This window comes from Rahnella perminowiae, assembly GCF_019049755.1.
GTDB classification, from domain to species: Bacteria; Pseudomonadota; Gammaproteobacteria; order Enterobacterales; family Enterobacteriaceae; genus Rahnella; species Rahnella perminowiae.
Map to the genome: position 1 here is coordinate 1 of NZ_JAFMOS010000567.1, position 20,962 is coordinate 20,962.

A 20,962-nucleotide genomic window follows, 5' to 3' on the forward strand; every position below is an offset into this window, starting at 1 on the left:
TGGGCCGACGCCCACGACCTTGACCTTAAAGCCGGTTTGGGTGGCAACCCAAGGTATTGATTCTAAACCGTCAGTGCATCGGAAGGCACACTCTTAGCAGTGAATTGATTCTCCGGCTCCCGCAACCCCAGATTTCCCCGCAACGTCTCACTTTCGTATTCCGTCCGGTACACTCCCCGTGCCTGCAAAATCGGGATCACACTGTCGGTGAAATCATCGAACGCCGTTGGCGTCCCGCCGCGGACAATAAAGCCGTCGGCAGCGCCCGACGTGAACCAGTGTTCCAGTCCGTCAGCGACGTCTTCGGCAGTACCGGAGAAGGTCGGGCGTGGCGTGGCGGCTTCCAGCGCGGCCTGACGCAGCGTCAGCCCGCGCTCGCTGGCGTTGCGTTTGATTTCATCCGTGGTGCTGCGGAAGCTGTTTTGCCCCAAATTACCTATGTCGGGGAAGGGGGCGTCGGGGTCATATTGCGCAAAATCGTGATGCTCGAAATAGCGGCCAAGATAATCCAGAGCACTTTCCAGCGTCACCAGTTGCGCCGTTTCCTGATATTTGCGTTCGGCGTCGGCGGGCGAGTCACCGATAATCACGCTGATACCCTGAAAGACGCGGATGTCGTCAGCGTCACGGCCGTTTAACACCAGCTGACGCCGGACGTCCAGCCGGAACTCGCGGGCCAGCTCAGGGGTTTCCTGACGGGTGTAAATGGCATCAGCGGCTTCGGCGGCAAAAGCTTTGCCCTGTTCCGATGCTCCGGCCTGAAAGACGATCGGACGGCCCTGCGGCGAGCGTCCGACGTTCAGCGGCCCCTGCACCGAGTAGTATTTGCCGTGATGATTAAGTGTGTGCAGTTTCTCCGGCACAAAGAACTGGCCGGTGGCTTTGTTGCGCACAAAGGCATCTTCTTCCCAGGAATCCCACAGTCCTTTCACCACGCTGACGTATTCACTGGCGATGCGGTAACGCTCATCATGCTCCGGATGTTTATCGCGGGAGAAGTTTTTCGCCGAGCCTTCCAGCGGTGAGGTCACGACGTTCCAGCCCGCCCGGCCACCACTCAGATGATCGAGGCTGGCGAACTGACGCGCGACGGTAAACGGCTCGCTGTAGGAGGTGGATAATGTGGCGACCAGTCCGATTTTGCGGGTGACCAGCGACAGGGCAGAAAGCAGGGTAATCGGTTCAAAACGGTTGAGGAAATGCGGAATAGATTTCTCAGTAATATAAAGTCCGTCGGCGACAAATAAGAAATCAAATTTAGCCTGTTCAGCTCGTTGCGCTAATTGCTGGCAGAACTGAATATTAATACTGGCATCAGCAACCGCATCCGGATGACGCCATGCAGACATATTTCCGGATGCGCCCTGAATAATGGCACCCAGGCGTATTTGTTTTTTCTGACTCATTGTTTCATCCTTAAGAATATATTATTCAGCCGCTGTTAAACCAGCGTGCGTAATTCAGCGATAGAGCGCACCAGCGGTGCCTGCTCCAGTGCTTCGAATGCCTGCTGGTTGAGAATTTTGCGCAAATAGACCAGTTCCACACCCAGCGGGTTGGTCGCGGTATGAAATGGCTCATAACCCCGTCGCTGATACAACCCGGTCAGCCACGGATGTTTCACCGCCGTTGCCAGATACACCGCCGGTGATTTCAGCGTGTCCCGCAAAAACGTCTCTTCCACGTAGCGGATAATTTCATTGCCAAATCCCTGGCCTTTGGCGTGTTCTGCCACCGCAAACCAGTGCACAAACGGCCATGGCGCAAGATGATTTTTCGCGGGTGTCCACAGAAAACGGGTGGTCAGCGTCGCGGTCAGTACACCGTCTTTTTCCAGCACATAAGTGGTTTCATTACGGATAACATCCCGCACATCCTCAACGCTGGCGCGGGTAATGGTGAAATGAATGTTATGTTCCAGCAGCGGCTCGTAAGCCTTTTGCAAAAGACTGTGCAGCGCCGCTGCTTCAGACTCCTGAGCAAGGCGGATCACATGGCTCATATTCCGTTCCTTTAGTTCACAACACATCGTTAACAATGATTATTAAAGTCAGGGACAAGCGATGTAAAACAACAATAGTTGCTATGCAGTTGCGGGAGATGGAATAGGGGCGGTCATAAAGCTCCCTCCCCTTCGCAGGGGAGGAGTAAAGAGAAAAACTATCTTCCTTTGCATTTAAAATCCTACGGGCAAGATTTCCAGCCTGTCACGGCGCCAACTGAAACAGAGTGTCTGGCGACAGCGCGCAGGCTTTTTCCCGCGCCACGGCAGAAGGTATGGTGCTGAAAACAGGGAGTTAAGAGCAGGGAGAGGAAGGAAAAGGGCGTTTTTACAACGCCCTGAGGAGATGCTACTACTCGTCTGTAGGGGGTTTCTTGGCCGGTGTACGCAGCGGACGTTCAACAAATTGCATGGTGCGCTTATCGAAATACCGGCTTGGCCAGATGATAGAAGGCGGCACACCGATAGCCTGGCTAATCAGCAACTCACCCTTTGGCCAGGGACGGGTAAGCGCATTGGCTAAGGTGGTTGAACATAAACCCGCCGCGCGTGAAACCGCAGACAGGGTGGTGCCTTTTTTGCGCAGTGCAGCAATGATGTCGGCAGGGTGCCAGTCCTGATTAATCAGGATTTCACCCTCATGTTGCTGAATATATGAGGTAGGAAACGGCAGAAATGTCGGACTATGGGGCAGTTTCATGTGTATTCTCCGATGTGATAGTTAACCACCACCGGAGCTGCGAAACTCTTTTTGGTGGTGGCTCAGACAAGGTTCGCAGTACCGGTCACATCGGAATCCGGCCAGCCCGGGGGCTGCCTTGCCTGAGTCACCATAGGATGTACAAATTACAAGCATCTGCATCTGACAGGTGTACCGAGGCTAATACATAATTATTACATATGTATTTCCGATGTGGTATTCAGGCTGCGAAACCTCGCCGCGTTTTTTTGACGCAGCAAGGCAAATATAACGTAAGCAAGGGTGCTAAACCAACTGGATAACCACTGAGATGGGATTTGCTTTCCAGAGAAAAATATATGTTGCAGAGCTTTGCAGCAGGCATTTTTACCCATGAGGGAGAGGGCGCAAAAAGGCAGGCATATTGCTGAAAATGTCTGCAATATGCCTGTTAAGTGCTTTAATTAGCGGGACGGGTGATTCACTTCCACCGGTCGCAAATCAAAAAGTAATACTTCTGCCTGATCACCGTCCGTAAAGGTGAGTTTATCTTCCTGACGGATACGGGCACCGTCACCGGTTCTGAACTCAATGCCGTTCACTTTGATGCTGCCGCGTGCCACATGGATATAGGCATAGCGGTCAGGATCCAGATCAAACGTGGCCTGTTCTGCGCCGTCGAAGAAACCCGCGTAAATCTTCATGTCCTGACGCACCGTCAGTGAGCCGTTGTCACCCTCCGGCGAGACAACCAGACGGAACTGGCCACGTTTTTCCGCTTCAGCCACAGAAACTTGCTGGTAACCCGGTTTGGTACCCGTTTCAGACGGCACAATCCAGATTTGCAGGAAATGGACATTCTCGTCGCCGGAGTGGTTGAACTCACTGTGTGTCACACCGGAACCGGCGCTCATCAGCTGTACATCACCGGGAACAATCACAGAACCGGTACCCATCGAATCTTTATGCTCCAGCGCGCCTTCCAGAACATAAGAGATAATTTCCATATTGCTGTGCGGATGTGCGCCAAAGCCGCGGCCCGGTGCAACCTGATCATCGTTAATGACCAGCAGGTCTGAGAAACCGACCTGTTTCGGATCCCAGTAACTGGCGAAGGAAAAAGTATGGCGTGAATGCAACCAGCCGTGATCACCCAGGCCGCGTTGTTCAGAGAGACGTTGTTCGATCATGATGTGCTCCTCAGTTTGTCAGGGGGGAAGTGCGTTTGCGCTTCCGATGAACAGAGAATACACGTAAACTAATTTGCTCAACAATGCGCTGGTTTGACTATCACTGTCACGTTTTGGTGGACAATCAGCGGCATGATAATCAAGGATGCGGATAAGATGCAGATAGAAGATCTTCGTATTTTTGTTGCGGTGGTAAAGGCCGGGAGTTTTACCGCAGCGGCTGAACAACTGATGCTATCAAAACAATATGTCAGTCGCCGTATGGCGTCGCTGGAGGCTGGCTTAAATGCCCGGCTGCTCAACCGCAACACCCGTAAACTGTCGGTGACCGAATCCGGTCAGTTGTTCGCGCAACATGCTCAGCGGATCCTCGATGACATCGAAGAAGCCGAACGCGCGGTGTCGCCCAAACGGCAGGCGCTTCAGGGGTCATATCGCATCAGCATTCCGATGTCGTTTGGCATCAGCCATCTCTCACCGCTGATTGCCGAGTTTTTAGGTCAGCATCCGGCTATCCAGTTTCAGGTAGAACTGGTCGACCGCTATGTTGATCTGGTGGGTGAAGGTTTCGACATTGCGTTGCGCATTGGTAATCTGGCTGATTCGTCGCTGGTGGCGCGGCGCCTGGGCGAGCTGAAGCGGGTGATCTGTTGCAGCCCGCAATATCTTCAGCGCAAGGGAACGCCGGAAACGCCGGAGGATTTGCTCAGCCATCACTGCCTGCGTTACGGGCGTGAAGGACAGACCGGCTGGGAGCTGGAGCTGCACGGCAAACGCCGTCTGTTTGATGTGCGCGGGCCGATTGTCAGCAATAACGGTGAAGTGTTACGCGATGCGGCCGTCGCCGGACTCGGGCTGGTATTACTGCCGGAATTTATCGTCGGCCCGGCACTGCAATACGGGGCGCTGGTTCGCGTACTCGATGCGTTTCATCCCGGCCCGCTGAGCCTGCACGCCCTTTATCCGCAGCATCGTCAGCGCAGCGAAGTCACCCGGGTATTTCTCGACTTTTTACAGGAGAGACTCAAGGCACAACTGCTGGTGGCGGTCTGAGAGACATGCTGCGGATGTAAGCCGATCTGCCTCACACTTTTTTGGCGATCACACATAAATCCAGTGTTTCGTAGGATTAGCATCGTTTTTTCCTATAAAAACTGCCGTACTTTCATGTTACGCAAACGTTAACTGAAGGGGCGGGAAATGAATCATTCATCTGAGCAATATCTTGCAGCACTGGGCGCAACACAACCGTTAACGCCGGCACAGGCGGACGAACTGGAGACGCGCGGATACCTGATTATTCATGATGTGATTGACCAGGACTGGCTGGCGGATATGCGTGTCACGTTTGACGCGCTGGTGGAAAAAGAAGGCGATAATCTCGCGGTGGAACATCATCAGGAAGCCACCGCCACCCGTATCGCCAATATGATCAACAAAGGCACTGTGTGGGAAAAGGTCTGGTCGCATCCGCTGATCCTGTCCGTGTGCCACCATATTTTCGGCGGCGCGTTTAAGGTTTCGAGTCTCAATGGTCGTGAAGCGCTGCACCGGGGAGGACATCAGCCGCTGCACGCTGACTGGAAAAAACCGCGTCCGGATTTCCCAAAGGTGCATCTGGTCAATGCAATCGTGGCGATTGACGATTTAAGTGCCGCCAACGGTGCACCACGTATTATTCCGGGCACTCATCACCGCCCTGAATTGCCGGAGGACGTGCTGGCGGATGTCGAATTGCCGCATCCGGATGAGGTGGTGTTTGAGGCACCGGCAGGCAGTGTGATGATCTATAACGCTCATGCGTGGCACGGTGGTACCAATAACCACGCCGGCACACGTCGCCGGGTGCTGCACAGTTTGTATATTGATCGTGCCGATGCGCAGCAGCAGGATCAGCGTAAATGGCTGAAACCGGAAACGGCAAGCCGCCTGACGCCTGCGCAAAAATGGTTGCTCGACGTGCTCTGAATGGCTGTTTCCCTCCGGGCCTGGCTGCCGGTCAGGCTTTTTTATTGCATTTTACCGGGTCTTATAATGGACACCAGAAGGGGCACGGTGTGGCAGGCGGGATTACCGCGTATTTGTTAGGTGTATGTTATGATCAAAAGAAATCCTCTGAGAGGCTGCCATGCTGCAAGACGTGATAGAAACACTGTTCCGATCGGTATCCGGCAGTGATGCGTTTGCTGTCCGGTTCCCTGATAATTCCCTTCCTGCGCCCGAGCTGGCCTCGGTGGTTAGTTTTCCGCGTATCGAATTTGTGGTTGAAGGCGAAGTCCGTGATCGCAGCATCGCCGCCGGTAAAGGGCTGCTGAGGCAGGGCGATGCACTGTATATTCCGGGCGGGAAGTGGAATCTGATGGTGTGGGATCAGTCCGCGACAGTGCTGAGTATTCTGTTCAGTAAAGAAAAACTGGGTTTCAGTTTGCAGTTCTGGGATGGCGTGACATTTACCGGTACCGATAAGCAAAGTGTTTCGCGCCTTGGTCCGCGGGTAGGCTCGTTTTTGTTGCAGGCGATGAATGAAATTATCTCTAATCCTGACGACCAGCAAACCGCGCGCTGCGTGGTCGCGGGGTTGTTAAGTCATTGTCAGGAACAGCTCGCCAACCGGGCGCAGATCCTCACCCGCAGCGGTGCGCTGTTTGAGGTCATCAAAAAATATATTGAAGAGAATGCCGCACTGCCGCTGACGCGCGAAAACGTGGCAAAGCGTTTCCATATCACCCCCAATTACCTGTCTCATTTATTTCGGAAATCCGGTGATATCGGCTTCAGTGAGTATCTGAATCATGTCCGGCTGGAAAAGGCGAAACTGCTGCTTAAAGGCTATGAGCTGAAAATCAAAGAAGTGGCAGCCAGCAGCGGCTTTGTTGACAGCAACTATTTCTGCCGCGTTTTTCGCAAAAGCACCGCCCGTTCGCCTTCTGAATATCGCAGCCAGTGGCTGAGCCAGTTGTCGGATCGAAAGTCGTAGCCAGCCTGTAGCCAGAAAGTAAAACATTCCGCACCGCAATGGGGCGAATTGTTTTTTTCTGGTGCAAAAAAACGTCATTTTTTGTTCACTTTTATGCCTCACTGCCCGTCACAATCGCCATATTCCGCTGCTATTCCTCCGTTTTGATAAGTTGGCATTCTGCTTGCTAGGTTGTACATACAAGTTAGTACATGTCAGGTCTGCGAAATGATCACAAGCAGGCGTCCTGTGAAAAACACTCCGTAATGTGGCTGGAAATGTAATGATTTCATTTGAGAACATAAGCAAATTTTACGCAGATGGTACGGTGGCTGTAGACAGGCTGTCGTTCAGTGCGCCGACAGGGAAAATCACCATGCTGGTCGGGCCCTCGGGCTGCGGCAAAACCACCTCGCTGCGTATGATCAACCGGTTAATCGAACCCTCTTTGGGCAGCATTTTGCTGAACGGGCAGCCGACCGCCGGAATGGACCTGGTAAAATTACGCCGCAAAATAGGTTATGTGATCCAGAACGCGGGGCTGTTTCCGCATAAAACCGTGCAGGACAACATCGCGGTCACGGCGTTGCTCAACGGTGCGACACGTACGGCTGCGCGTAAAAAGGCCCTCGAATTACTTGAGCTGGTCGGGCTTTCCCTGTCGATGGCGGAGCGCTATCCGTGGCAGTTATCCGGCGGTCAGCAACAACGGGTGGGCGTGGCACGTGCGCTGGCATCGGACCCGGAATTTATGCTGATGGATGAACCTTTCAGCGCTGTCGATCCGGTGGTGCGCGAACAGTTACAGGATGAGTTTTTAAGGTTACAGCGTGAAATCGGCAAGACCATTATTATGGTTACTCACGATATTGATGAGGCGATGAAATTAGGCGATCAGGTCGCCGTTTTCCGCCCCGGGGGGCGTCTGGCGCAAGTCGCCTCGCCGGTGAAATTACTCAATGAACCGCAGGATGCGTTTGTTGCTGATTTTATTGGTCGTGATCGCGGATACCGTAAACTTTCCTTCGACAGCATCCCCGGGAATATCAGTCTGACGAAAGAACCTGTCATCGAACCGGGTATTTCCGTCAATGCAGCCAGAGCCCTTGCCGGAGAAAGTGCCTGGGTGCTGGTGGTAGAAAATGAATGTCCGCTCGGCTGGTATGATGTCACACAAAATAAAATAACCGTGGATGCGGAAGATATTAATCTCGGCAGTACCTTCGCGCCGAAAAATGGCACACTGCGACAGCTAATGGATGCTGTATTAAGTTCTCCCTGTCAGCGCGGTATTGTGGTAGATGAACATCAGCGTTTTATCGGCACGGCCACTATAGAACACGTCTTTTCACCTTCTTATTCCCGGGCTGTGAGGTAGTGCCATGCGTTTTGACTGGTTATTTCAGCAGCGGGAAAATATATTAACGCTGCTCGGCTGGCATATTTACCTGTCTGTTATTCCGGTATTGATCGGGCTGGCACTGGCTATTCCGGTAGGCGGTGTTTTACACCGATGCGGAAAATTTAAAGACGGTATTCTGAATTTATTAGGATTGCTTTATACCATTCCTTCACTGGCGTTATTTGTTCTATTGCCCGGTTTGCTGGGCACAAAGATTCTGGATGTAGTTAATGTCGTGGTGGCCCTGACATTGTATGCATTTGCGTTGCTGATCCGCACCGTATGCGACGGACTGGATTCTGTGGCGGATGATACCCGCCAGGCCGCTGTCGCCATGGGCTACCGACCCTTGCAGCGTTTCCTGAGCGTGGAATTACCGCTGGCCGTGCCGGTCATCGCCGCCGGTATGCGGGTGGTGGTGGTTTCGAATGTCAGTATTGTGTCGATTTCGGCGCTGGTTGGCATGCCGCAACTGGGGGCATTGTTCACCCAGGGTTTCCAGCTGCATTTCCTGACACCGATTATTGCCGGTATTTTCCTGTGCATTGTGCTGGCGCTGCTGCTGGATAATCTGGTGCTGCGTACCGGCAATAAAATGACCACATGGCAACCGAAAAGGAATGCGAAATGATTAACTGGTTGCTGGACTCCGGTCACTGGCTCAATGATGACGGTTTGCTGATGCTCATCTTTCAGCATCTGATTTACAGCATTGAAGCGTTGTTCATCGCGGTGATTATTGCTTTTCCGATTGGTTGCTATGTCGGCCATACCGGTAAAGGTGCGACGCTATTAATCGGCAGCGCCAATGCCATGCGGGCGCTGCCTTCATTCGGGTTAATCATCTTGCTGGTAATTCTGTTCGGGCCGGTATTTGAATCGGACCTGGCTTTTATTGTGCCTTGTCTGATTGTGCTGATTATTCTGGCCTTACCGCCCATTATGATGGGGGTGTATTCCGGCATCCGGGCAATTAATCCGGCAGTTATTGATGCCGCAACCGGTATGGGGTATTCACCGCTGAAACTGTTGCTGGCGGTAGAAATACCCTGCGCACTGGCGCTGATATTATCCGGCATCCGCAGTGCTGCGCTGCAAATTGTGTCTACAGCCACGATTGCAGCGTATGTTTCGCTTGGTGGCTTAGGGCGGCTGATTATTGATGGCCGTGCCCAGAATGATTATCCGCAAATGGTTGCGGGTGCTTTTATGGTGGGAATATTAGCGTTACTGGTTGATATATTTTTCTCTTTTTTAATTCGTTTCATTGTTTCACCAGGATTGCGGCAGCGTGAGCGCCGCCGTAAAAAAACCATTCCTTTATCGAATCACTGAATTATCTACTCACTCATTCCGGAGCCTGACAAAAATGAAATTGAAAAATTTGCTCGCCGTTGCCCTGTTTTCTGCTGCCGTCGTACACGTCCCTGCTGCGTTTTCCGCTGATACGGGGGGCACTATTATCATCGGCTCAGCGGATTTCCCCGAAAGCCAGCTGATTGCCACTATTTATGAGCAGGCACTGGCAGCAAAAAATGTGAAGGTGGAAACCAAACTTAATATTGGCAGCCGTGAGGTGTATATGCCCGCGCTGCTTGATGGCTCCATTAATCTGATCCCGGAATACAGTGGTGCCACCCTGAGTTATCTCGACGAAAAAACGCAGGCTCATTCTTCTGAAGATGTGGCGGCGGCGCTGGCAAAAGCTTTACCGGAAAAAATCAAAATGCTGGATATCTCAGCCGCGCAGGACAGTGATGTACTGGCTGTGACTGAGAAAACGGCCAAAAAACACAATCTGAAAGACATCATTGATCTGGCACCGGTGGCGAAAACGCTGGTTCTGGGCGGTCCGGCAGAATGGAAAACCCGTCGTGAAGGCGTGAGAGGGCTGAGCGAAGTGTACGGCCTGACCTTTAAAAACTTCAAAGTGCTCGACGTCGCCGGCCCGCTGACACTGTCTGCGCTGACCAATAATCAGATTCAGGTCGCGGACATGACCTCAACCGACCCGGCGATTAAAACGAAAAATCTGGTGGCGCTGGAAGATTCCAGACACTTATTCCCGGCGCAAAATATTGTGCCGCTGATTGCTAAAGACAAAGCCAGCGAGGTGGTCGAAACCACGCTGAACAACGTGTCCCGACAACTGACCACCAGCGATCTGATCGTGATGAACGGCAAACTGGCGAATTTTGAAAGTGTGGATGCCGTAGCAAAAGAGTGGCTGGCCGGGCACGGGCTGGATAAATGATGACGCGCACTGTCATCTTAGGCACGGCGGAAACCTCCGTCCGTGATATCGCGGATATCGCTTACGGGGCACCGGTGTTGCCGGACCCGTCAGCGTCAGATGCCATGCTGATCGTGCATGAGAAAATCAGGCAGGCGATTGCCGACAACAAAGTGATTTATGGCCTGACCACCGGCGTGGGTGACCTGGTCACTCAGCGCTTATCACCGGAGCAAATTTCTGACGTACAGCTCAATATGCTGAAAAGTCACGCCTGCGGTACGGGGCCGGTGCTGGCGCAGCATGAAGTGCGGGCGATGATGGCGGTGATGATGAAGTCGCTGCTGCAGGGCTACAGTGGCGTCAGCCCGGCGCTGGTGCAAACGATGGCCGACATGCTTAACAAGGGGGTGACGCCCTGGTCGCCTGCCAAGGGGTCGGTTGGTTACCTGATTGCCACTGCGCATATCGGGCTGTCGGTGTTTGGTTACGGAAAATCGTTCTATCAGGGCGAACTGTTACCGGCACGGGAAGCGCTGGAGCGGGCGGGGATTGCCGTGCGCATTCCCGGTCCGCGCGAAGGCCATGCGCTGGTCAGCGGCACCTATGAAATCACGGCGCTGGGCTGTCTGGCGGCGCAAGCCTTCCGCGAATTACTGCCGGCGGCGGATGCTGCTGGTGGCATGAGCCTGGAAGTGCTGAAGGGGAACATCCGCGGGTATGATGCCCGCCTTCACGCATTGCGCCCGCACGCCGGCCAGCAGGAAACCGCGCGGATTTTGCGCTGTTTCCTGCGTGACAGCGAGATCCTGGATAAATACCGGGATTTTCGTGTTCAGGACGCACTGAGCCTGCGCTGCATTCCGCAAATGCATGGCGCGGTACGGGATGTACTGAGTTACTGCCTGAAAACGCTGACTACCGAAGTTAATTCGGTCACAGATAATCCGGTGTTTATCGTGGAAGAGGGGGAGCTGAATGTTTTGCCGGGCGGCAACGGGCACGGTGCGCCGGTGGCGTTGTGTCTGGATGCACTGGCGATTGCCATTGCGCAACTCAGCACCGGTTCGCAGGCCCGCGCTGACCGACTGACAAACAGTCATCTCAGCGGATTACCGGCTTTTCTGGTGGCCAATGGCGGGGCGCATTCAGGCATGATGATCCCGCCTTACGCTGCGGCCGCGCTGGCAGGGGAAAACCGTGCACTGGCAGCACCGGCCAGCGTGCATACCGTATCCACCTGTGCCGGACAGGAAGATCACATTTCCATGGGGGTAACAGCGGCGCGTAAAGCGATTGATGCCGTTGAAAATGCCATTGATATCGTGGCGATAGAAATCTTGTGTGCCACGCAGGCGGTGGAATTCCACCGTCCGCTGCGCGCCTCAGCGGGCACGGAAACCGTATTGTCTCTGGTGCGCGGGCAGGTGGCCTTCCGGCAGAGTGACGAGGAAATGTATCCGGATATGCTGGCTATCCGTCAGCTGATCGGACAGGGCGATATCTTGCGCGCGCTGACCCCCCTGATTTTCGCAGACCTTGCTGACGGAGAAAATGTATGAGTACATCCGCGACATCACGGCCGCTGGAGGGGGTCAAAGTGCTTGACCTTTCCCGCGTGCTGGCCGGGCCTTACTGCGCTTCGCTGCTCAATGATTTGGGTGCGGAAGTGATCAAAATTGAAATGCCGGGTAAAGGTGACGACTCCCGTGATTTCACGCCGCATATTCATGGTGAAAGTACCTACTTCATGCTGCTTAATCACGGCAAAAAAAGCCTGACGCTGAATCTGAAATCTCCGCAGGGACGGGCGGTGCTGGAGCAACTGATTGAAGGCGCGGACGTGCTGGTGGAAAACTTCCGGCCCGGCGTGACCACGCGTCTGGGCATTGATTATGACGCTGTGAAGAAGATCAATCCGAAGCTGGTGTATGCCAGTATTTCCGGCTTTGGTCAGCACGGGCCGCTGGCGCACAAAGCAGCTTATGACCATGTGATCCAGGCAATGGGCGGCATTATGCAGGTCACCGGCTGGGCGAATGGTGAACCGACCCGGGTGGGGGATGCGATTGGTGATGTGGTCTCGGGGCTGTACTGTTCGTGGGGCATTCTGGCGGCATTGCTGCAACGGGGCATCAGCGGTCTCGGGCAGCATGTGGATGTCGCCATGCTCGACGCGATGGTATCGATGCAAATGGTCTCGCTGACACAACTGCTGGGCGGCATACCGCTGGCCGGGCGACTGGGCAATGCACATCCCATCAGCGCCCCGATGGACAGCTACCGTGCGGCCGACGGTTATCTGGTGATTGCCGTGGCGAATGACAGCCTGTTCCGCCGTCTGGCACAGACTATAGGTAAACCGGAAGTGGTGCAGGATGTGCGTTTTGCCACGGATCCGCAGCGCCTGAAACATCAGTATGCATTACGGGTGCTGATTGAAGAATGGCTGCACGACAAAACCGTGGACGGGGCGCTCGCCCTGCTTGATGCAGACGGCATTCCTGCCGCCCCGGTCTGGGGGCTGGATCAACTGCTGCAAAGCCCGCATGCCGCCGAACGCGGATTACTGCATCAGGTGATGCATCCGGTCGCCGGTGAAATCAGCATATTACCGCAGCCGGTGAAGCTGAGCGGCATGCATCAGATACCCGATTTAATGCCGCCACGGCTTGGTGAACACACGCGCGCCATTCTCAGCGCGCAACTGGGGCTGTCTTCGCAGGAGATGGACACACTGGAGCAACAGGGCGTTATTTAACCGGAGGCAGATAATATGGCATCAACACAGGTTGCGGTGATTGGCGCGGGCACCATGGGTGCGCGCATCGCGGCGGTATTTGCCGCCAGCGGTTTTAAGGTGGCGCTTTATTCGCGTACGGAAAACTCGCTGCACAAGGCTGCAAAAGTGATCGACAGCATCGACGCCGGACTGGCATCAGCGGTCACTTTTACGACATCCCTGGCGGAATGTCTGAAAGGCGCGAAGATTGTTTCGGAAAATATCGCCGAGGTGCTGGCACTCAAGCAGCAGATTTTTCAGGAGATCGAAAAACAGGTCAGTGACGACTGTCTGCTGACCACCAACACCTCCAGCGTCCCTGTCGGGCAGATTGCCTGTTCGCTGGCGGTGCCGTCGCGTTTTATTGGCCTGCACTGGTTTAATCCGGCTGATGTCATGCCGATGGTGGAAATTGTCTGCGGGCCGCAAACCAGTGACCAAACGCGTCAGCAGGCCGGTGCATTGTGTCAGCAATTGGGCAAACAGACAGTGACCCTTCATAAAGACGTGCCGGGGTTTATCGTCAACCGGCTGCAATACGCCATGCTGCGCGAGGCGTTGCATCTGGTGACGGCCGGTATAGCCAGCATCGAAGACGTAGATTTTGCTGTGCAAAGCACACTTGCACCGCGCTGGTCGGCGATGGGGCCGCTGAAACTGATGGATTTTGCCGGGCTGGATACGGTGAAGAATGTTGCGGCGATCTTATTGCCGGTGTTATCCCGTGACGACGCGTTGCCGCCGTGGTTGCTGGAGCAAATTGAGCAGGGCCACCTGGGTACCAAAACCGGCGCAGGGTTTTATCCGTGGACGGCACAGGATATTGAAGAAGGGCTCGCGCACCGTAATACCACAATCCGCGCCATCAGCAGGATGCAAAAAACATGAGCGAACTCATCCGCTGTGAACGACATCAGGGCGTGGCGCATATCACCCTTAACCGGCCGGAAAAACTCAATGCACTGAGTGCGGAGATGCTGACGCAATTGCTGGAGAAAATGCGTGAACTGGACGGGGATAAGCAGATCCGCGCCATGGTGATTTCCGGCTCAGCGCGGGCGTTTGCCGCCGGCGCTGACACCGGCACGCTGGCTACCGCCTCAGCGATAGCCCTTTACACCAGCGGTTTCAGCGAAAAATGGGATCAGATCGCTGCCATTGAAAAACCCGTGATCGCGGCACTGTCCGGTTATGCGCTGGGTGGCGGACTGGAACTGGCGTTACTGTGCGATATCGTGATTGCTGATGACACAACCGTTATCGGGCTGCCGGAAACACATATCGGGATTATCCCCGGCGCAGGGGGGACGCAGCGGCTGGTCAGGTCTGTGGGGAAATCACTGGCGATGGAAATCATCCTCGCCGGGCGAAAAATCAGCGCCACCGAAGCGCTGGCTGCCGGGCTGGTCAGCCGCATCACCACACCTGAAGCATTAACGGCACAGGCGCTGACGATTGCGCATAATATTTCCCGTGCCGCACCGCTGGCTATTAAGATGGCCAAAAAAGCCGTGCTGGCGAGTTTCGATATGGGCTTAACGGCAGGCATCAGTTATGAGCGTTCGTTGTCCGCCCTGATTGCGGCCAGCGAAGACCGCAACCAAGGCATGCGCGCACTGGCGGCGAAAGAACAGGCGGTGTTTACCGGCGAATGACCTCCGGCAACGCGCGCCAGGCAATATACAAGGCAGGAATGATGTCAACAAACAGAACGCTATCCGAAGTCATTGCGGACGCCGGAGACGAGCCATCTCCGCTGTATAAGCAGGTGAAACAGGGGATCATCAACCAGATCCTGCACGGGCACTGGCAGCCGCGCCAGCGTGTGCCTTCAGAAAGTGAACTGGTTGCTGAGCTGGGATTCAGCCGGATGACCATCAACCGGGCACTGCGCGAATTAACCACCGAAGGCTACCTGCTGCGTTTACAGGGCGTTGGCACCTTTGTCAATGAAATGAAGGCGTTTACGCCGATGCTGGAAGTCAATAACATTTCTGATGAGATCAAAAACCGCGGGCATTTTCATACTTCCCGCGTTTTGCAACTGGATGAGCAAATTGCCAGTCACAATATGGCAATGAAATTTATGCTGCCGCCCGGCGTAGCGTTGTTCCATTCGCTGATCGTGCATTACGAAAATGATATTCCGGTACAGCTGGAGGACCGGCTGGTGAATCCGGATATTGCACCGTTGTATTTACAGCAGGACTTTACTAAAACGACGCCTTTCGCCTATCTCACCCAGCTGGCACCGCTGACGGCGGGTGAACATACCATTGAGGCCGTGATGGCCGGTAACGACGAGCAGCGCCTGCTGAATATTCATCAGACCGAGCCATGCCTGCAAACCCTGCGTCGGACCTGGCATCATGAAAAAGTCGTCACCTGCGCCCGGCTGTTATATCCGGGCGGCCGTTACAAGATGTTCGGCAGCTTTAAGAAATAAACCGGGCAGGATCAGGCAAGGATTCAGGAGGACTGTGGCTTGTGACTTCGGCGTTAAATTCTATAGTGAATAGGTCATTAACGACTCAGGAATTGACTGATGAAAACTGTCGGATTTGCTGCTTACGATCCTAAAAAACCGCTGGCACCGTTTACCTTTGAACGTCGCGGCCTGCGTGATAACGATGTCGCAATGGAAATTCTGTATTGCGGCGTTTGCCATTCTGATTTACATACCGCAAGAAATGACTGGGGCTGGAGCTACTATCCGATTGTTCCCGGCCATGAAATCGTCGGGCGCGTCACACAGATTGGTAAAGGCGTCACCCGCTATAAACCGGGCGATCATGTCGCTGTGGGGTGCATGGTAGACAGTTGTCAGGAATGCGATCAGTGTAAAAAAGGTGAAGAACAGTTGTGCCGCGAAGGTAATACCGGCACTTACGCGGGTTATGACCGTTTCACCAAAGCACCGACGCAGGGCGGATACTCCAAGCATTTAGTGGTGCGCGAGGAGTTTTGTCTGCGCATGCCGGAAGGGTTAGATCTTGCTAAAGCCGCGCCGCTGCTGTGCGCCGGTATCACCACCTGGTCGCCGCTGAAGACCTGGAACGTCGGGCCGGGCAGCCGCGTCGGCGTGATCGGCTTGGGCGGTCTGGGGCATATGGCGGTCAAACTGGCGGCCGGTCTGGGGGCAGAGGTTACGGTCGTGAGCCGTTCCAATGCCAAAGCAGCCGATGCGCTGGAATTAGGCGCAAGCCGTCTGCTGGTCAGTGCCGACAGTGACGCCATGGCGCAGGCACACGATCATTTTGATCTGATCATCGATACCGTACCGGTCAGACACGACATCACGCCGTATCTGCCGTTGCTGGATGTGGACGGCACGCTGGTGCTGGTCGGGCAGGTCGGGCCGATGGAAGAATTTAACACCGTTCCGCTGCTGTTAGGCCGTCGCCGCGTGGCGGGTTCGCCCATTGGCGGGATCCGCGAAACGCAGGAAATGCTCGATTTCTGCGCGGAGAAAAACATTCTGCCGGATTGCGAAATGATCCGCATGGATGAAATTAATGAAGCGTTTGAGCGTATGGAAAAAGCCGATGTGCGCTATCGTTTTGTGATTGATATGGCCTCGCTGGCCGCGCCTGCGGTGGTGTAATCTCCCTGCGTAAGTAAAACAGCAATGGCTCCTGCGGGAGCCATTTTTTCAGGCAGAAACCGGTACGGTTGCGCGTCTTTTCAGCGGTACGGTGATGAAAATCAGGCACGCGACGACCAGGCCGATGCCCGTCCAGCCCATCGGCGGCAAACGTTCACCGACAATCACGACCGCCAGCACCGCCGCGACCGCCGGTTCCAGCAAGGTTATGGTGGTTGCCATGCTGGCCGGAATGCGCGCAAGGGCATAGCCGAAACAGACATAACCTACAAACATCGGGATCAGCGCCATGTAGGCGCCGACCAGGGCGTTATTCCACGAGGCCAGAAGCGGCGCGCCGGTTACCCACAGTACCGGCATCAGCAATAAACCGCCGAGCCCGAAGGTGGCACCCATCGCCGCACGGGAAGGGACGCCGCGCTGCATTAAATGACGTGCCGCCCAGGAGTAAAGCGCGTAAGTCAGCCCGGCAACCAGGCCAAGCGCCACACCGGCAATCGTATGGTCGCCCTGACCGGAGACGGCATGACCTGCGCTTTTACCAATGCAAAGCAACACCATGCCCGCTACGCCAATAGCCGCACCGGTCATCCAGCGGCGGGTAAGGCGTTGTCCGTCGAGATAATATTCAATCAGCGCTGACAGCAGCGGGGCGGAACCGATGGAAATCACCGTGCCGACCGTGACGCCCGCCAGATGCATCGATGCGTAAAACGCCAGGGGATAAACCGCGACCGCCAGTGCGCCGGTGAGTAACATGCGGCCGTTTTGCCGCAGTGTTACCCGGCTGGCGACAATCCCTCTGGCGGAAATCAGCGCCTGCAACAATCCGCCCAGCCCCATCGCCACGGCCCCGATCGCCAGCGGGCTGACGTCGGGTGCAAATGTCGCAGCCGTACCGGTTGACCCCCAGAGAAAGGAAGCAAATACCACGGCGAGTACACCTGTCATGCGTTCACGAGGCGTTATCGTCATGATGCCTCCATCATTGAGGCCGCCATGTCCATCGCCTGACGGACACATTGACCGTTGCCCTCCAGACCCGCACGCGAAATCGCACCTTCCAGTAAAAAGGAAAAATGCCGTGCCATCAGCCGGGCTTTTGCGTCGTCATCAGGAAACAGTTCCAGAAGATGTGCGGTTACGATGGCTTCGACATGTTCTTTATGCCCGCGCACGGCCTGTCTGCCGGGAGCTCCGGCGGGCAGTTCGGCGGCGGCATTCAGCAACCCGCAGCCACGAAAACCACGCTCATAGGCAAATTCAGCGTGATCGTCATAGGCCTGAAATACGGCGAGCACTTTTTCCTGTGGTGTTTTGGCTTTTTTAACGCGCAGGGCGTACAGCTCCAGCCATTCATCGTGACGGATTTCAATGTACGTCGCGACCAGTGCAGCCTTGGATTCGAAATTGTTATAGAGGCTTTTTTTGGCGACACCGGCGCGTTTGACGATGGCATCAATCCCGGTCGCGGCAATGCCGTCGTTATAAAACAGAACGCGGGCGGCACCGAGCAGCCGGTCACGTGCGGATTCAGGTGTGGACATTTTATTTATCTCGTCTTGTACAGATATGAGTAGGTATGCCAGTCTACCTACTGCTTGTAAACACCCGGTATGAATAAGAAAAAGTGACGACTTAACCGTGCCTTTAGTACGGGAAAGAGACATAATCCGTTAAAAGCGGCGGAGAGACAGCGGGTTGGAGCCATCCGCCGCAGGCAGAATTGTTGTTAACTTCCGGAGAGATAAAAATGCTTCATGAGTGGTTCAACGCCTTGCACATCATTGCGGGTATATTGTGGATTGGCGGCATGCTGGCCATGGCGCTGGTGTCGATGGCATATTCGCGCACATCCGGCGCGGCGGAAAGTGCAGGGCAGAAGTTACTGCTTGAGACGGTGCGCAAATGGACGCGCAGTGTCACCAGCCCGGCGATGATCCTGTTGTGGGTGGCGGGCATCGTGATGATTGTCAGTTATGGCAAATTCCCGCATGCCTGGCTGCTGATAAAATTGGTCGTGGTATTGATCCTCTCCGCGCTGCACGGCCTGCTTTCCGGGGATTTACGTCGCCGCGCCACCGGTCAGCCGGTCAAAGATTTCGCCCTGGTGCGCAACGCCGGTGTGGTCATTATTACCGGTGTGATCTTCATCGGCATTCTGGCGATAATCAGGCCCTTCTAAAATTTATTCATTATCCGTATGGCGCTATGACTCACCGTTCACCAGGGCAATCAGGGTGCAAGGCACCGGCGGAATATTGCCTTCTTTTAATATTGTCAGTGAATGGTTTTCGCGCACGGCAAACAGCGGCAGCACGCCGCTGTTTTTCTCAAGATAATCAATCCAGCCAAAACTCTCATTTAACTGTGTGGCCTTAATCACCGCGCCTTTCGCCAGCAGGGAACTGAGCCTGGAGTAAGTGGCTTCGGTGCTGAACAGCACTTCGTGACGCTGAAAACGGCTGTTTTCCTGCGAGCGTCCGCCTTTGGGCACCGGACCTGAGCGTACGGCAAATACCTTTTCCCGGCCGAAAATGTGGCTGAAATGGTAGACTGCCAGCGCATTCTGATGGCGGTTCGGAGACAGTGCCAGCACCTGCGCGGTGCTGCTCAGATCCAGATAGTTTTCCGCATGTTCAGACCACGCGTTACCATAATACGCCGGAATGCCATCCATCCGCGCCTGCCGGTAATATTCCCAGCTGCTGTCGGTGAGCCGCACCGGAATATCCTGCTTCATCAGTACTTTTGCCAGCATTCTGGCCACACCGTTCGCGCCGATGATCAGCACGCCGCGCGGTGCTTTTTGTTGCACCCGTAATCCGCGTGCGATGGCACGGCTGGAAAGGCTTTGTAATACCACGGTGCCGATGATCACGGCAAAGACCACGGTCACCAGTTTGTCGGCCTGCGGGTAATGCATGCGTTGTAGCGTGAGGGCGAACAGGGAGCTGACGGCGGCGGCGACAATGCCCCGCGGCGCTATCCAGCACAGTAATAACCGGTCCCGCCAGTGCAACGATGACCGCCAGGTTGACACGGCTATACACAGCGGACGCGCAACAAACTGCACCACCAGCAGCAAAATAATCAGTGGCCAGCCCATCGCCATCAGTGCATGGAGATCCAGCCTGGCAGCCAGAATGATAAACAGTGCGGAGATCAGAATTGCTGACAGTTCCTCTTTAAATGCCAGAATGTCGGTGGTATCCACATCACGCATATTAGCCAGCCAGATGCCCGCCACGGTGACGGTCAGCATGCCCGATTCATCGGCAATGGCATTGGAAACGCCAAAAGCGGTCAGCATCACCGCCAGTACTCCCAGGTTTTGCAGATAGGCGGGGATCCATACGCGGCGCAGGGCCACGCCGAGCGCATAACCAAAAACCGAGCCCAGCACCAGCCCGACGGCGACGGTTGCACCGAGTGTCCAGAACAGATGCATCAGTGATTCGGCGTGCTGGCGCAGGGTGATAAATTCGAATACCAGCAGCGTGAAAATCGCGCCTACCGGGTCAATCACAATTCCTTCCCAGCGCAAAACCTGATTAATCGCCGCGTTCGGGCGAACCACGCGCATTAACGGTGCAATCACTGTCGGACCGGTCACCACCGTTACCGCACCGACCAGCGCTGCCAGTTCCGGTTCAAACCCGAGCAGCCACCAGCAGGCGAGGCTGATCACGCAGAACGTGACCAGCATGCCAATCGTGACCAGATTGCGGACCACGCCACCCAATCCGCGGACTTCATCAATTCTGAGCGTCAGCGCGCCCTCGAACAAAATGATGGCCACCGATATTGAGACCAGCGGAAACAGCAAATCGCCAAACAGGGCATCGGGCATAACGACGTGCGTGACCGGCCCCAGCACTACACCCAGTAACAGCAAAGGCAGGATCGCGGGGATTTTCAGCAACCAGGCCAGCCACTGCGCGAGTAACGATCCCAGGCCAATTACAACCAGCATCAGCGGAGCCGACAGCAGCATAAAATGTCCCTTTCAAGAAGAGGAAGTAAAGGTCCGGCTTACGGCCAGAAACAGGAAATGATAATCAGCATCAGTGTGCATCAAAAAACCCGCAATTTTTTGCGGGCCTTTTTATAT

General features: G+C 54.9%; 21 protein-coding genes. 14 read left to right on the forward strand and 7 right to left on the reverse strand.

From position 1 onward, the window contains the following. Positions 1 to 62: 62 nt before the first annotated feature. The 4 genes from J1785_RS15130 to J1785_RS15150 form a co-directional block, all read right to left on the reverse strand. The gene (locus J1785_RS15130) at positions 63 to 1,406 is read right to left on the reverse strand and encodes an LLM class flavin-dependent oxidoreductase (protein ID WP_129951400.1); all 1,344 of its coding nucleotides are present in this window, start codon (positions 1,404 to 1,406) and stop codon (positions 63 to 65) included. A gap of 35 nt (positions 1,407 to 1,441) precedes the next feature. Continuing rightward, on the reverse strand, positions 1,442 to 2,002 hold the full coding sequence (locus tag J1785_RS15135) for a GNAT family N-acetyltransferase (RefSeq protein WP_129951399.1): 561 nt from the start codon (positions 2,000 to 2,002) through the stop codon (positions 1,442 to 1,444). A gap of 352 nt (positions 2,003 to 2,354) precedes the next feature. Then, positions 2,355 to 2,630, reverse strand: a complete 276-nt coding sequence (locus J1785_RS15140) for a helix-turn-helix domain-containing protein (protein ID WP_235174269.1) — start codon at positions 2,628 to 2,630, stop codon at positions 2,355 to 2,357. Positions 2,631 to 3,145: 515 nt separating this feature from the next. Then, on the reverse strand, positions 3,146 to 3,871 hold the full coding sequence (locus J1785_RS15150; protein WP_129990656.1) for a pirin family protein: 726 nt from the start codon (positions 3,869 to 3,871) through the stop codon (positions 3,146 to 3,148). Between the two features lie 156 nt (positions 3,872 to 4,027). On the opposite strand from J1785_RS15150, the gene J1785_RS15155 reads away from it, so the two are divergent. The 13 genes from J1785_RS15155 to J1785_RS15215 all read left to right on the forward strand — a co-directional run bounded on the left by J1785_RS15155 (position 4,028) and on the right by J1785_RS15215 (position 16,848). Further along, complete coding sequence (locus J1785_RS15155) at positions 4,028 to 4,924, forward strand: LysR family transcriptional regulator (RefSeq protein ID WP_129990657.1); 897 nt, start codon at positions 4,028 to 4,030, stop codon at positions 4,922 to 4,924. Positions 4,925 to 5,071: 147 nt separating this feature from the next. After that, positions 5,072 to 5,839 carry a phytanoyl-CoA dioxygenase family protein gene (locus J1785_RS15160; protein WP_217157513.1) on the forward strand — a complete coding sequence of 256 codons (768 nt, stop codon included), beginning with the start codon at positions 5,072 to 5,074 and terminating at the stop codon, positions 5,837 to 5,839. A 160-nt stretch (positions 5,840 to 5,999) separates the two neighbouring features. Then, positions 6,000 to 6,848, forward strand: coding sequence for an AraC family transcriptional regulator (locus J1785_RS15165; protein WP_129951394.1), 849 nt, complete (start codon positions 6,000 to 6,002; stop codon positions 6,846 to 6,848). A gap of 262 nt (positions 6,849 to 7,110) precedes the next feature. Next, a complete protein-coding gene (locus tag J1785_RS15170) occupies positions 7,111 to 8,205 on the forward strand; it encodes an ABC transporter ATP-binding protein (RefSeq protein WP_217219747.1) in 1,095 nt (364 codons plus the stop codon). A gap of 4 nt (positions 8,206 to 8,209) precedes the next feature. Next, positions 8,210 to 8,860 carry an ABC transporter permease gene (locus J1785_RS15175; protein WP_129951392.1) on the forward strand — a complete coding sequence of 217 codons (651 nt, stop codon included), beginning with the start codon at positions 8,210 to 8,212 and terminating at the stop codon, positions 8,858 to 8,860. Continuing rightward, positions 8,857 to 9,564 carry an ABC transporter permease gene (locus J1785_RS15180; protein ID WP_217219750.1) on the forward strand — a complete coding sequence of 236 codons (708 nt, stop codon included), beginning with the start codon at positions 8,857 to 8,859 and terminating at the stop codon, positions 9,562 to 9,564. The genes J1785_RS15175 and J1785_RS15180 overlap by 4 nt, the downstream gene beginning before the upstream one ends. 34 nt (positions 9,565 to 9,598) lie before the next feature. After that, on the forward strand, positions 9,599 to 10,483 hold the full coding sequence (locus J1785_RS15185) for an ABC transporter substrate-binding protein (protein ID WP_217219751.1): 885 nt from the start codon (positions 9,599 to 9,601) through the stop codon (positions 10,481 to 10,483). Continuing rightward, positions 10,480 to 12,024: an HAL/PAL/TAL family ammonia-lyase gene (locus J1785_RS15190; RefSeq protein ID WP_217219753.1), complete on the forward strand. Its 1,545-nt coding sequence runs from the start codon at positions 10,480 to 10,482 to the stop codon at positions 12,022 to 12,024. Before J1785_RS15185 ends, J1785_RS15190 begins: the two co-directional genes overlap by 4 nt. Beyond that, positions 12,021 to 13,223 (forward strand): CaiB/BaiF CoA transferase family protein, encoded by a 1,203-nt coding sequence (locus J1785_RS15195; protein ID WP_217219755.1) that lies wholly within the window; start codon positions 12,021 to 12,023, stop codon positions 13,221 to 13,223. The genes J1785_RS15190 and J1785_RS15195 overlap by 4 nt, the downstream gene beginning before the upstream one ends. A gap of 15 nt (positions 13,224 to 13,238) precedes the next feature. Next, positions 13,239 to 14,132, forward strand: a complete 894-nt coding sequence (locus J1785_RS15200) for a 3-hydroxyacyl-CoA dehydrogenase family protein (RefSeq protein ID WP_217219756.1) — start codon at positions 13,239 to 13,241, stop codon at positions 14,130 to 14,132. After that, a complete protein-coding gene (locus tag J1785_RS15205) occupies positions 14,129 to 14,899 on the forward strand; it encodes an enoyl-CoA hydratase-related protein (protein WP_217157522.1) in 771 nt (256 codons plus the stop codon). The genes J1785_RS15200 and J1785_RS15205 overlap by 4 nt, the downstream gene beginning before the upstream one ends. A gap of 41 nt (positions 14,900 to 14,940) precedes the next feature. Then, a complete protein-coding gene (hutC, locus tag J1785_RS15210; RefSeq protein ID WP_129990904.1) occupies positions 14,941 to 15,690 on the forward strand; it encodes a histidine utilization repressor in 750 nt (249 codons plus the stop codon). A 99-nt stretch (positions 15,691 to 15,789) separates the two neighbouring features. After that, the gene (locus tag J1785_RS15215; protein WP_129951385.1) at positions 15,790 to 16,848 is read left to right on the forward strand and encodes an NAD(P)-dependent alcohol dehydrogenase; all 1,059 of its coding nucleotides are present in this window, start codon (positions 15,790 to 15,792) and stop codon (positions 16,846 to 16,848) included. A gap of 48 nt (positions 16,849 to 16,896) precedes the next feature. On the opposite strand, the gene J1785_RS15220 is transcribed toward J1785_RS15215, so the two are convergent. Both J1785_RS15220 and J1785_RS15225 read right to left on the reverse strand, forming a co-directional pair. Continuing rightward, on the reverse strand, positions 16,897 to 17,823 hold the full coding sequence (locus J1785_RS15220; RefSeq protein ID WP_129990662.1) for a DMT family transporter: 927 nt from the start codon (positions 17,821 to 17,823) through the stop codon (positions 16,897 to 16,899). After that, complete coding sequence (locus tag J1785_RS15225) at positions 17,820 to 18,395, reverse strand: TetR/AcrR family transcriptional regulator (protein WP_129951383.1); 576 nt, start codon at positions 18,393 to 18,395, stop codon at positions 17,820 to 17,822. Before J1785_RS15225 ends, J1785_RS15220 begins: the two co-directional genes overlap by 4 nt. Before the next feature lie 206 nt (positions 18,396 to 18,601). Between J1785_RS15225 and J1785_RS15230 the strand changes: the two genes are divergently transcribed. Continuing rightward, positions 18,602 to 19,033 carry a CopD family protein gene (locus J1785_RS15230; protein WP_129990663.1) on the forward strand — a complete coding sequence of 144 codons (432 nt, stop codon included), beginning with the start codon at positions 18,602 to 18,604 and terminating at the stop codon, positions 19,031 to 19,033. Between the two features lie 24 nt (positions 19,034 to 19,057). On the opposite strand, the gene J1785_RS15235 is transcribed toward J1785_RS15230, so the two are convergent. Further along, the gene (locus J1785_RS15235) at positions 19,058 to 20,845 is read right to left on the reverse strand and encodes a cation:proton antiporter (protein WP_129990664.1); all 1,788 of its coding nucleotides are present in this window, start codon (positions 20,843 to 20,845) and stop codon (positions 19,058 to 19,060) included. Positions 20,846 to 20,962: the final 117 nt, after the last annotated feature.

Excerpts from the sequence above, each read along its gene's own strand:
- J1785_RS15130 (WP_129951400.1), bottom strand. The coding sequence starts at position 1,406 with ATGAGTCAGAAAAAACAAATACGCCTGGGTGCCATTATTCAGGGCGCA.
- J1785_RS15135 (WP_129951399.1), bottom strand. The coding sequence starts at position 2,002 with ATGAGCCATGTGATCCGCCTTGCTCAGGAGTCTGAAGCAGCGGCGCTG.
- J1785_RS15150 (WP_129990656.1), bottom strand. The coding sequence starts at position 3,871 with ATGATCGAACAACGTCTCTCTGAACAACGCGGCCTGGGTGATCACGGC.
- J1785_RS15155 (WP_129990657.1), top strand. The coding sequence starts at position 4,028 with ATGCAGATAGAAGATCTTCGTATTTTTGTTGCGGTGGTAAAGGCCGGG.
- J1785_RS15160 (WP_217157513.1), top strand. The coding sequence starts at position 5,072 with ATGAATCATTCATCTGAGCAATATCTTGCAGCACTGGGCGCAACACAA.
- J1785_RS15165 (WP_129951394.1), top strand. The coding sequence starts at position 6,000 with ATGCTGCAAGACGTGATAGAAACACTGTTCCGATCGGTATCCGGCAGT.
- J1785_RS15170 (WP_217219747.1), top strand. The coding sequence starts at position 7,111 with ATGATTTCATTTGAGAACATAAGCAAATTTTACGCAGATGGTACGGTG.
- J1785_RS15175 (WP_129951392.1), top strand. The coding sequence starts at position 8,210 with ATGCGTTTTGACTGGTTATTTCAGCAGCGGGAAAATATATTAACGCTG.
- J1785_RS15180 (WP_217219750.1), top strand. The coding sequence starts at position 8,857 with ATGATTAACTGGTTGCTGGACTCCGGTCACTGGCTCAATGATGACGGT.
- J1785_RS15185 (WP_217219751.1), top strand. The coding sequence starts at position 9,599 with ATGAAATTGAAAAATTTGCTCGCCGTTGCCCTGTTTTCTGCTGCCGTC.
- J1785_RS15190 (WP_217219753.1), top strand. The coding sequence starts at position 10,480 with ATGATGACGCGCACTGTCATCTTAGGCACGGCGGAAACCTCCGTCCGT.
- J1785_RS15195 (WP_217219755.1), top strand. The coding sequence starts at position 12,021 with ATGAGTACATCCGCGACATCACGGCCGCTGGAGGGGGTCAAAGTGCTT.
- J1785_RS15200 (WP_217219756.1), top strand. The coding sequence starts at position 13,239 with ATGGCATCAACACAGGTTGCGGTGATTGGCGCGGGCACCATGGGTGCG.
- J1785_RS15205 (WP_217157522.1), top strand. The coding sequence starts at position 14,129 with ATGAGCGAACTCATCCGCTGTGAACGACATCAGGGCGTGGCGCATATC.
- hutC (WP_129990904.1), top strand. The coding sequence starts at position 14,941 with ATGTCAACAAACAGAACGCTATCCGAAGTCATTGCGGACGCCGGAGAC.
- J1785_RS15215 (WP_129951385.1), top strand. The coding sequence starts at position 15,790 with ATGAAAACTGTCGGATTTGCTGCTTACGATCCTAAAAAACCGCTGGCA.
- J1785_RS15220 (WP_129990662.1), bottom strand. The coding sequence starts at position 17,823 with ATGACGATAACGCCTCGTGAACGCATGACAGGTGTACTCGCCGTGGTA.
- J1785_RS15225 (WP_129951383.1), bottom strand. The coding sequence starts at position 18,395 with ATGTCCACACCTGAATCCGCACGTGACCGGCTGCTCGGTGCCGCCCGC.
- J1785_RS15230 (WP_129990663.1), top strand. The coding sequence starts at position 18,602 with ATGCTTCATGAGTGGTTCAACGCCTTGCACATCATTGCGGGTATATTG.
- J1785_RS15235 (WP_129990664.1), bottom strand. The coding sequence starts at position 20,845 with ATGCTGCTGTCGGCTCCGCTGATGCTGGTTGTAATTGGCCTGGGATCG.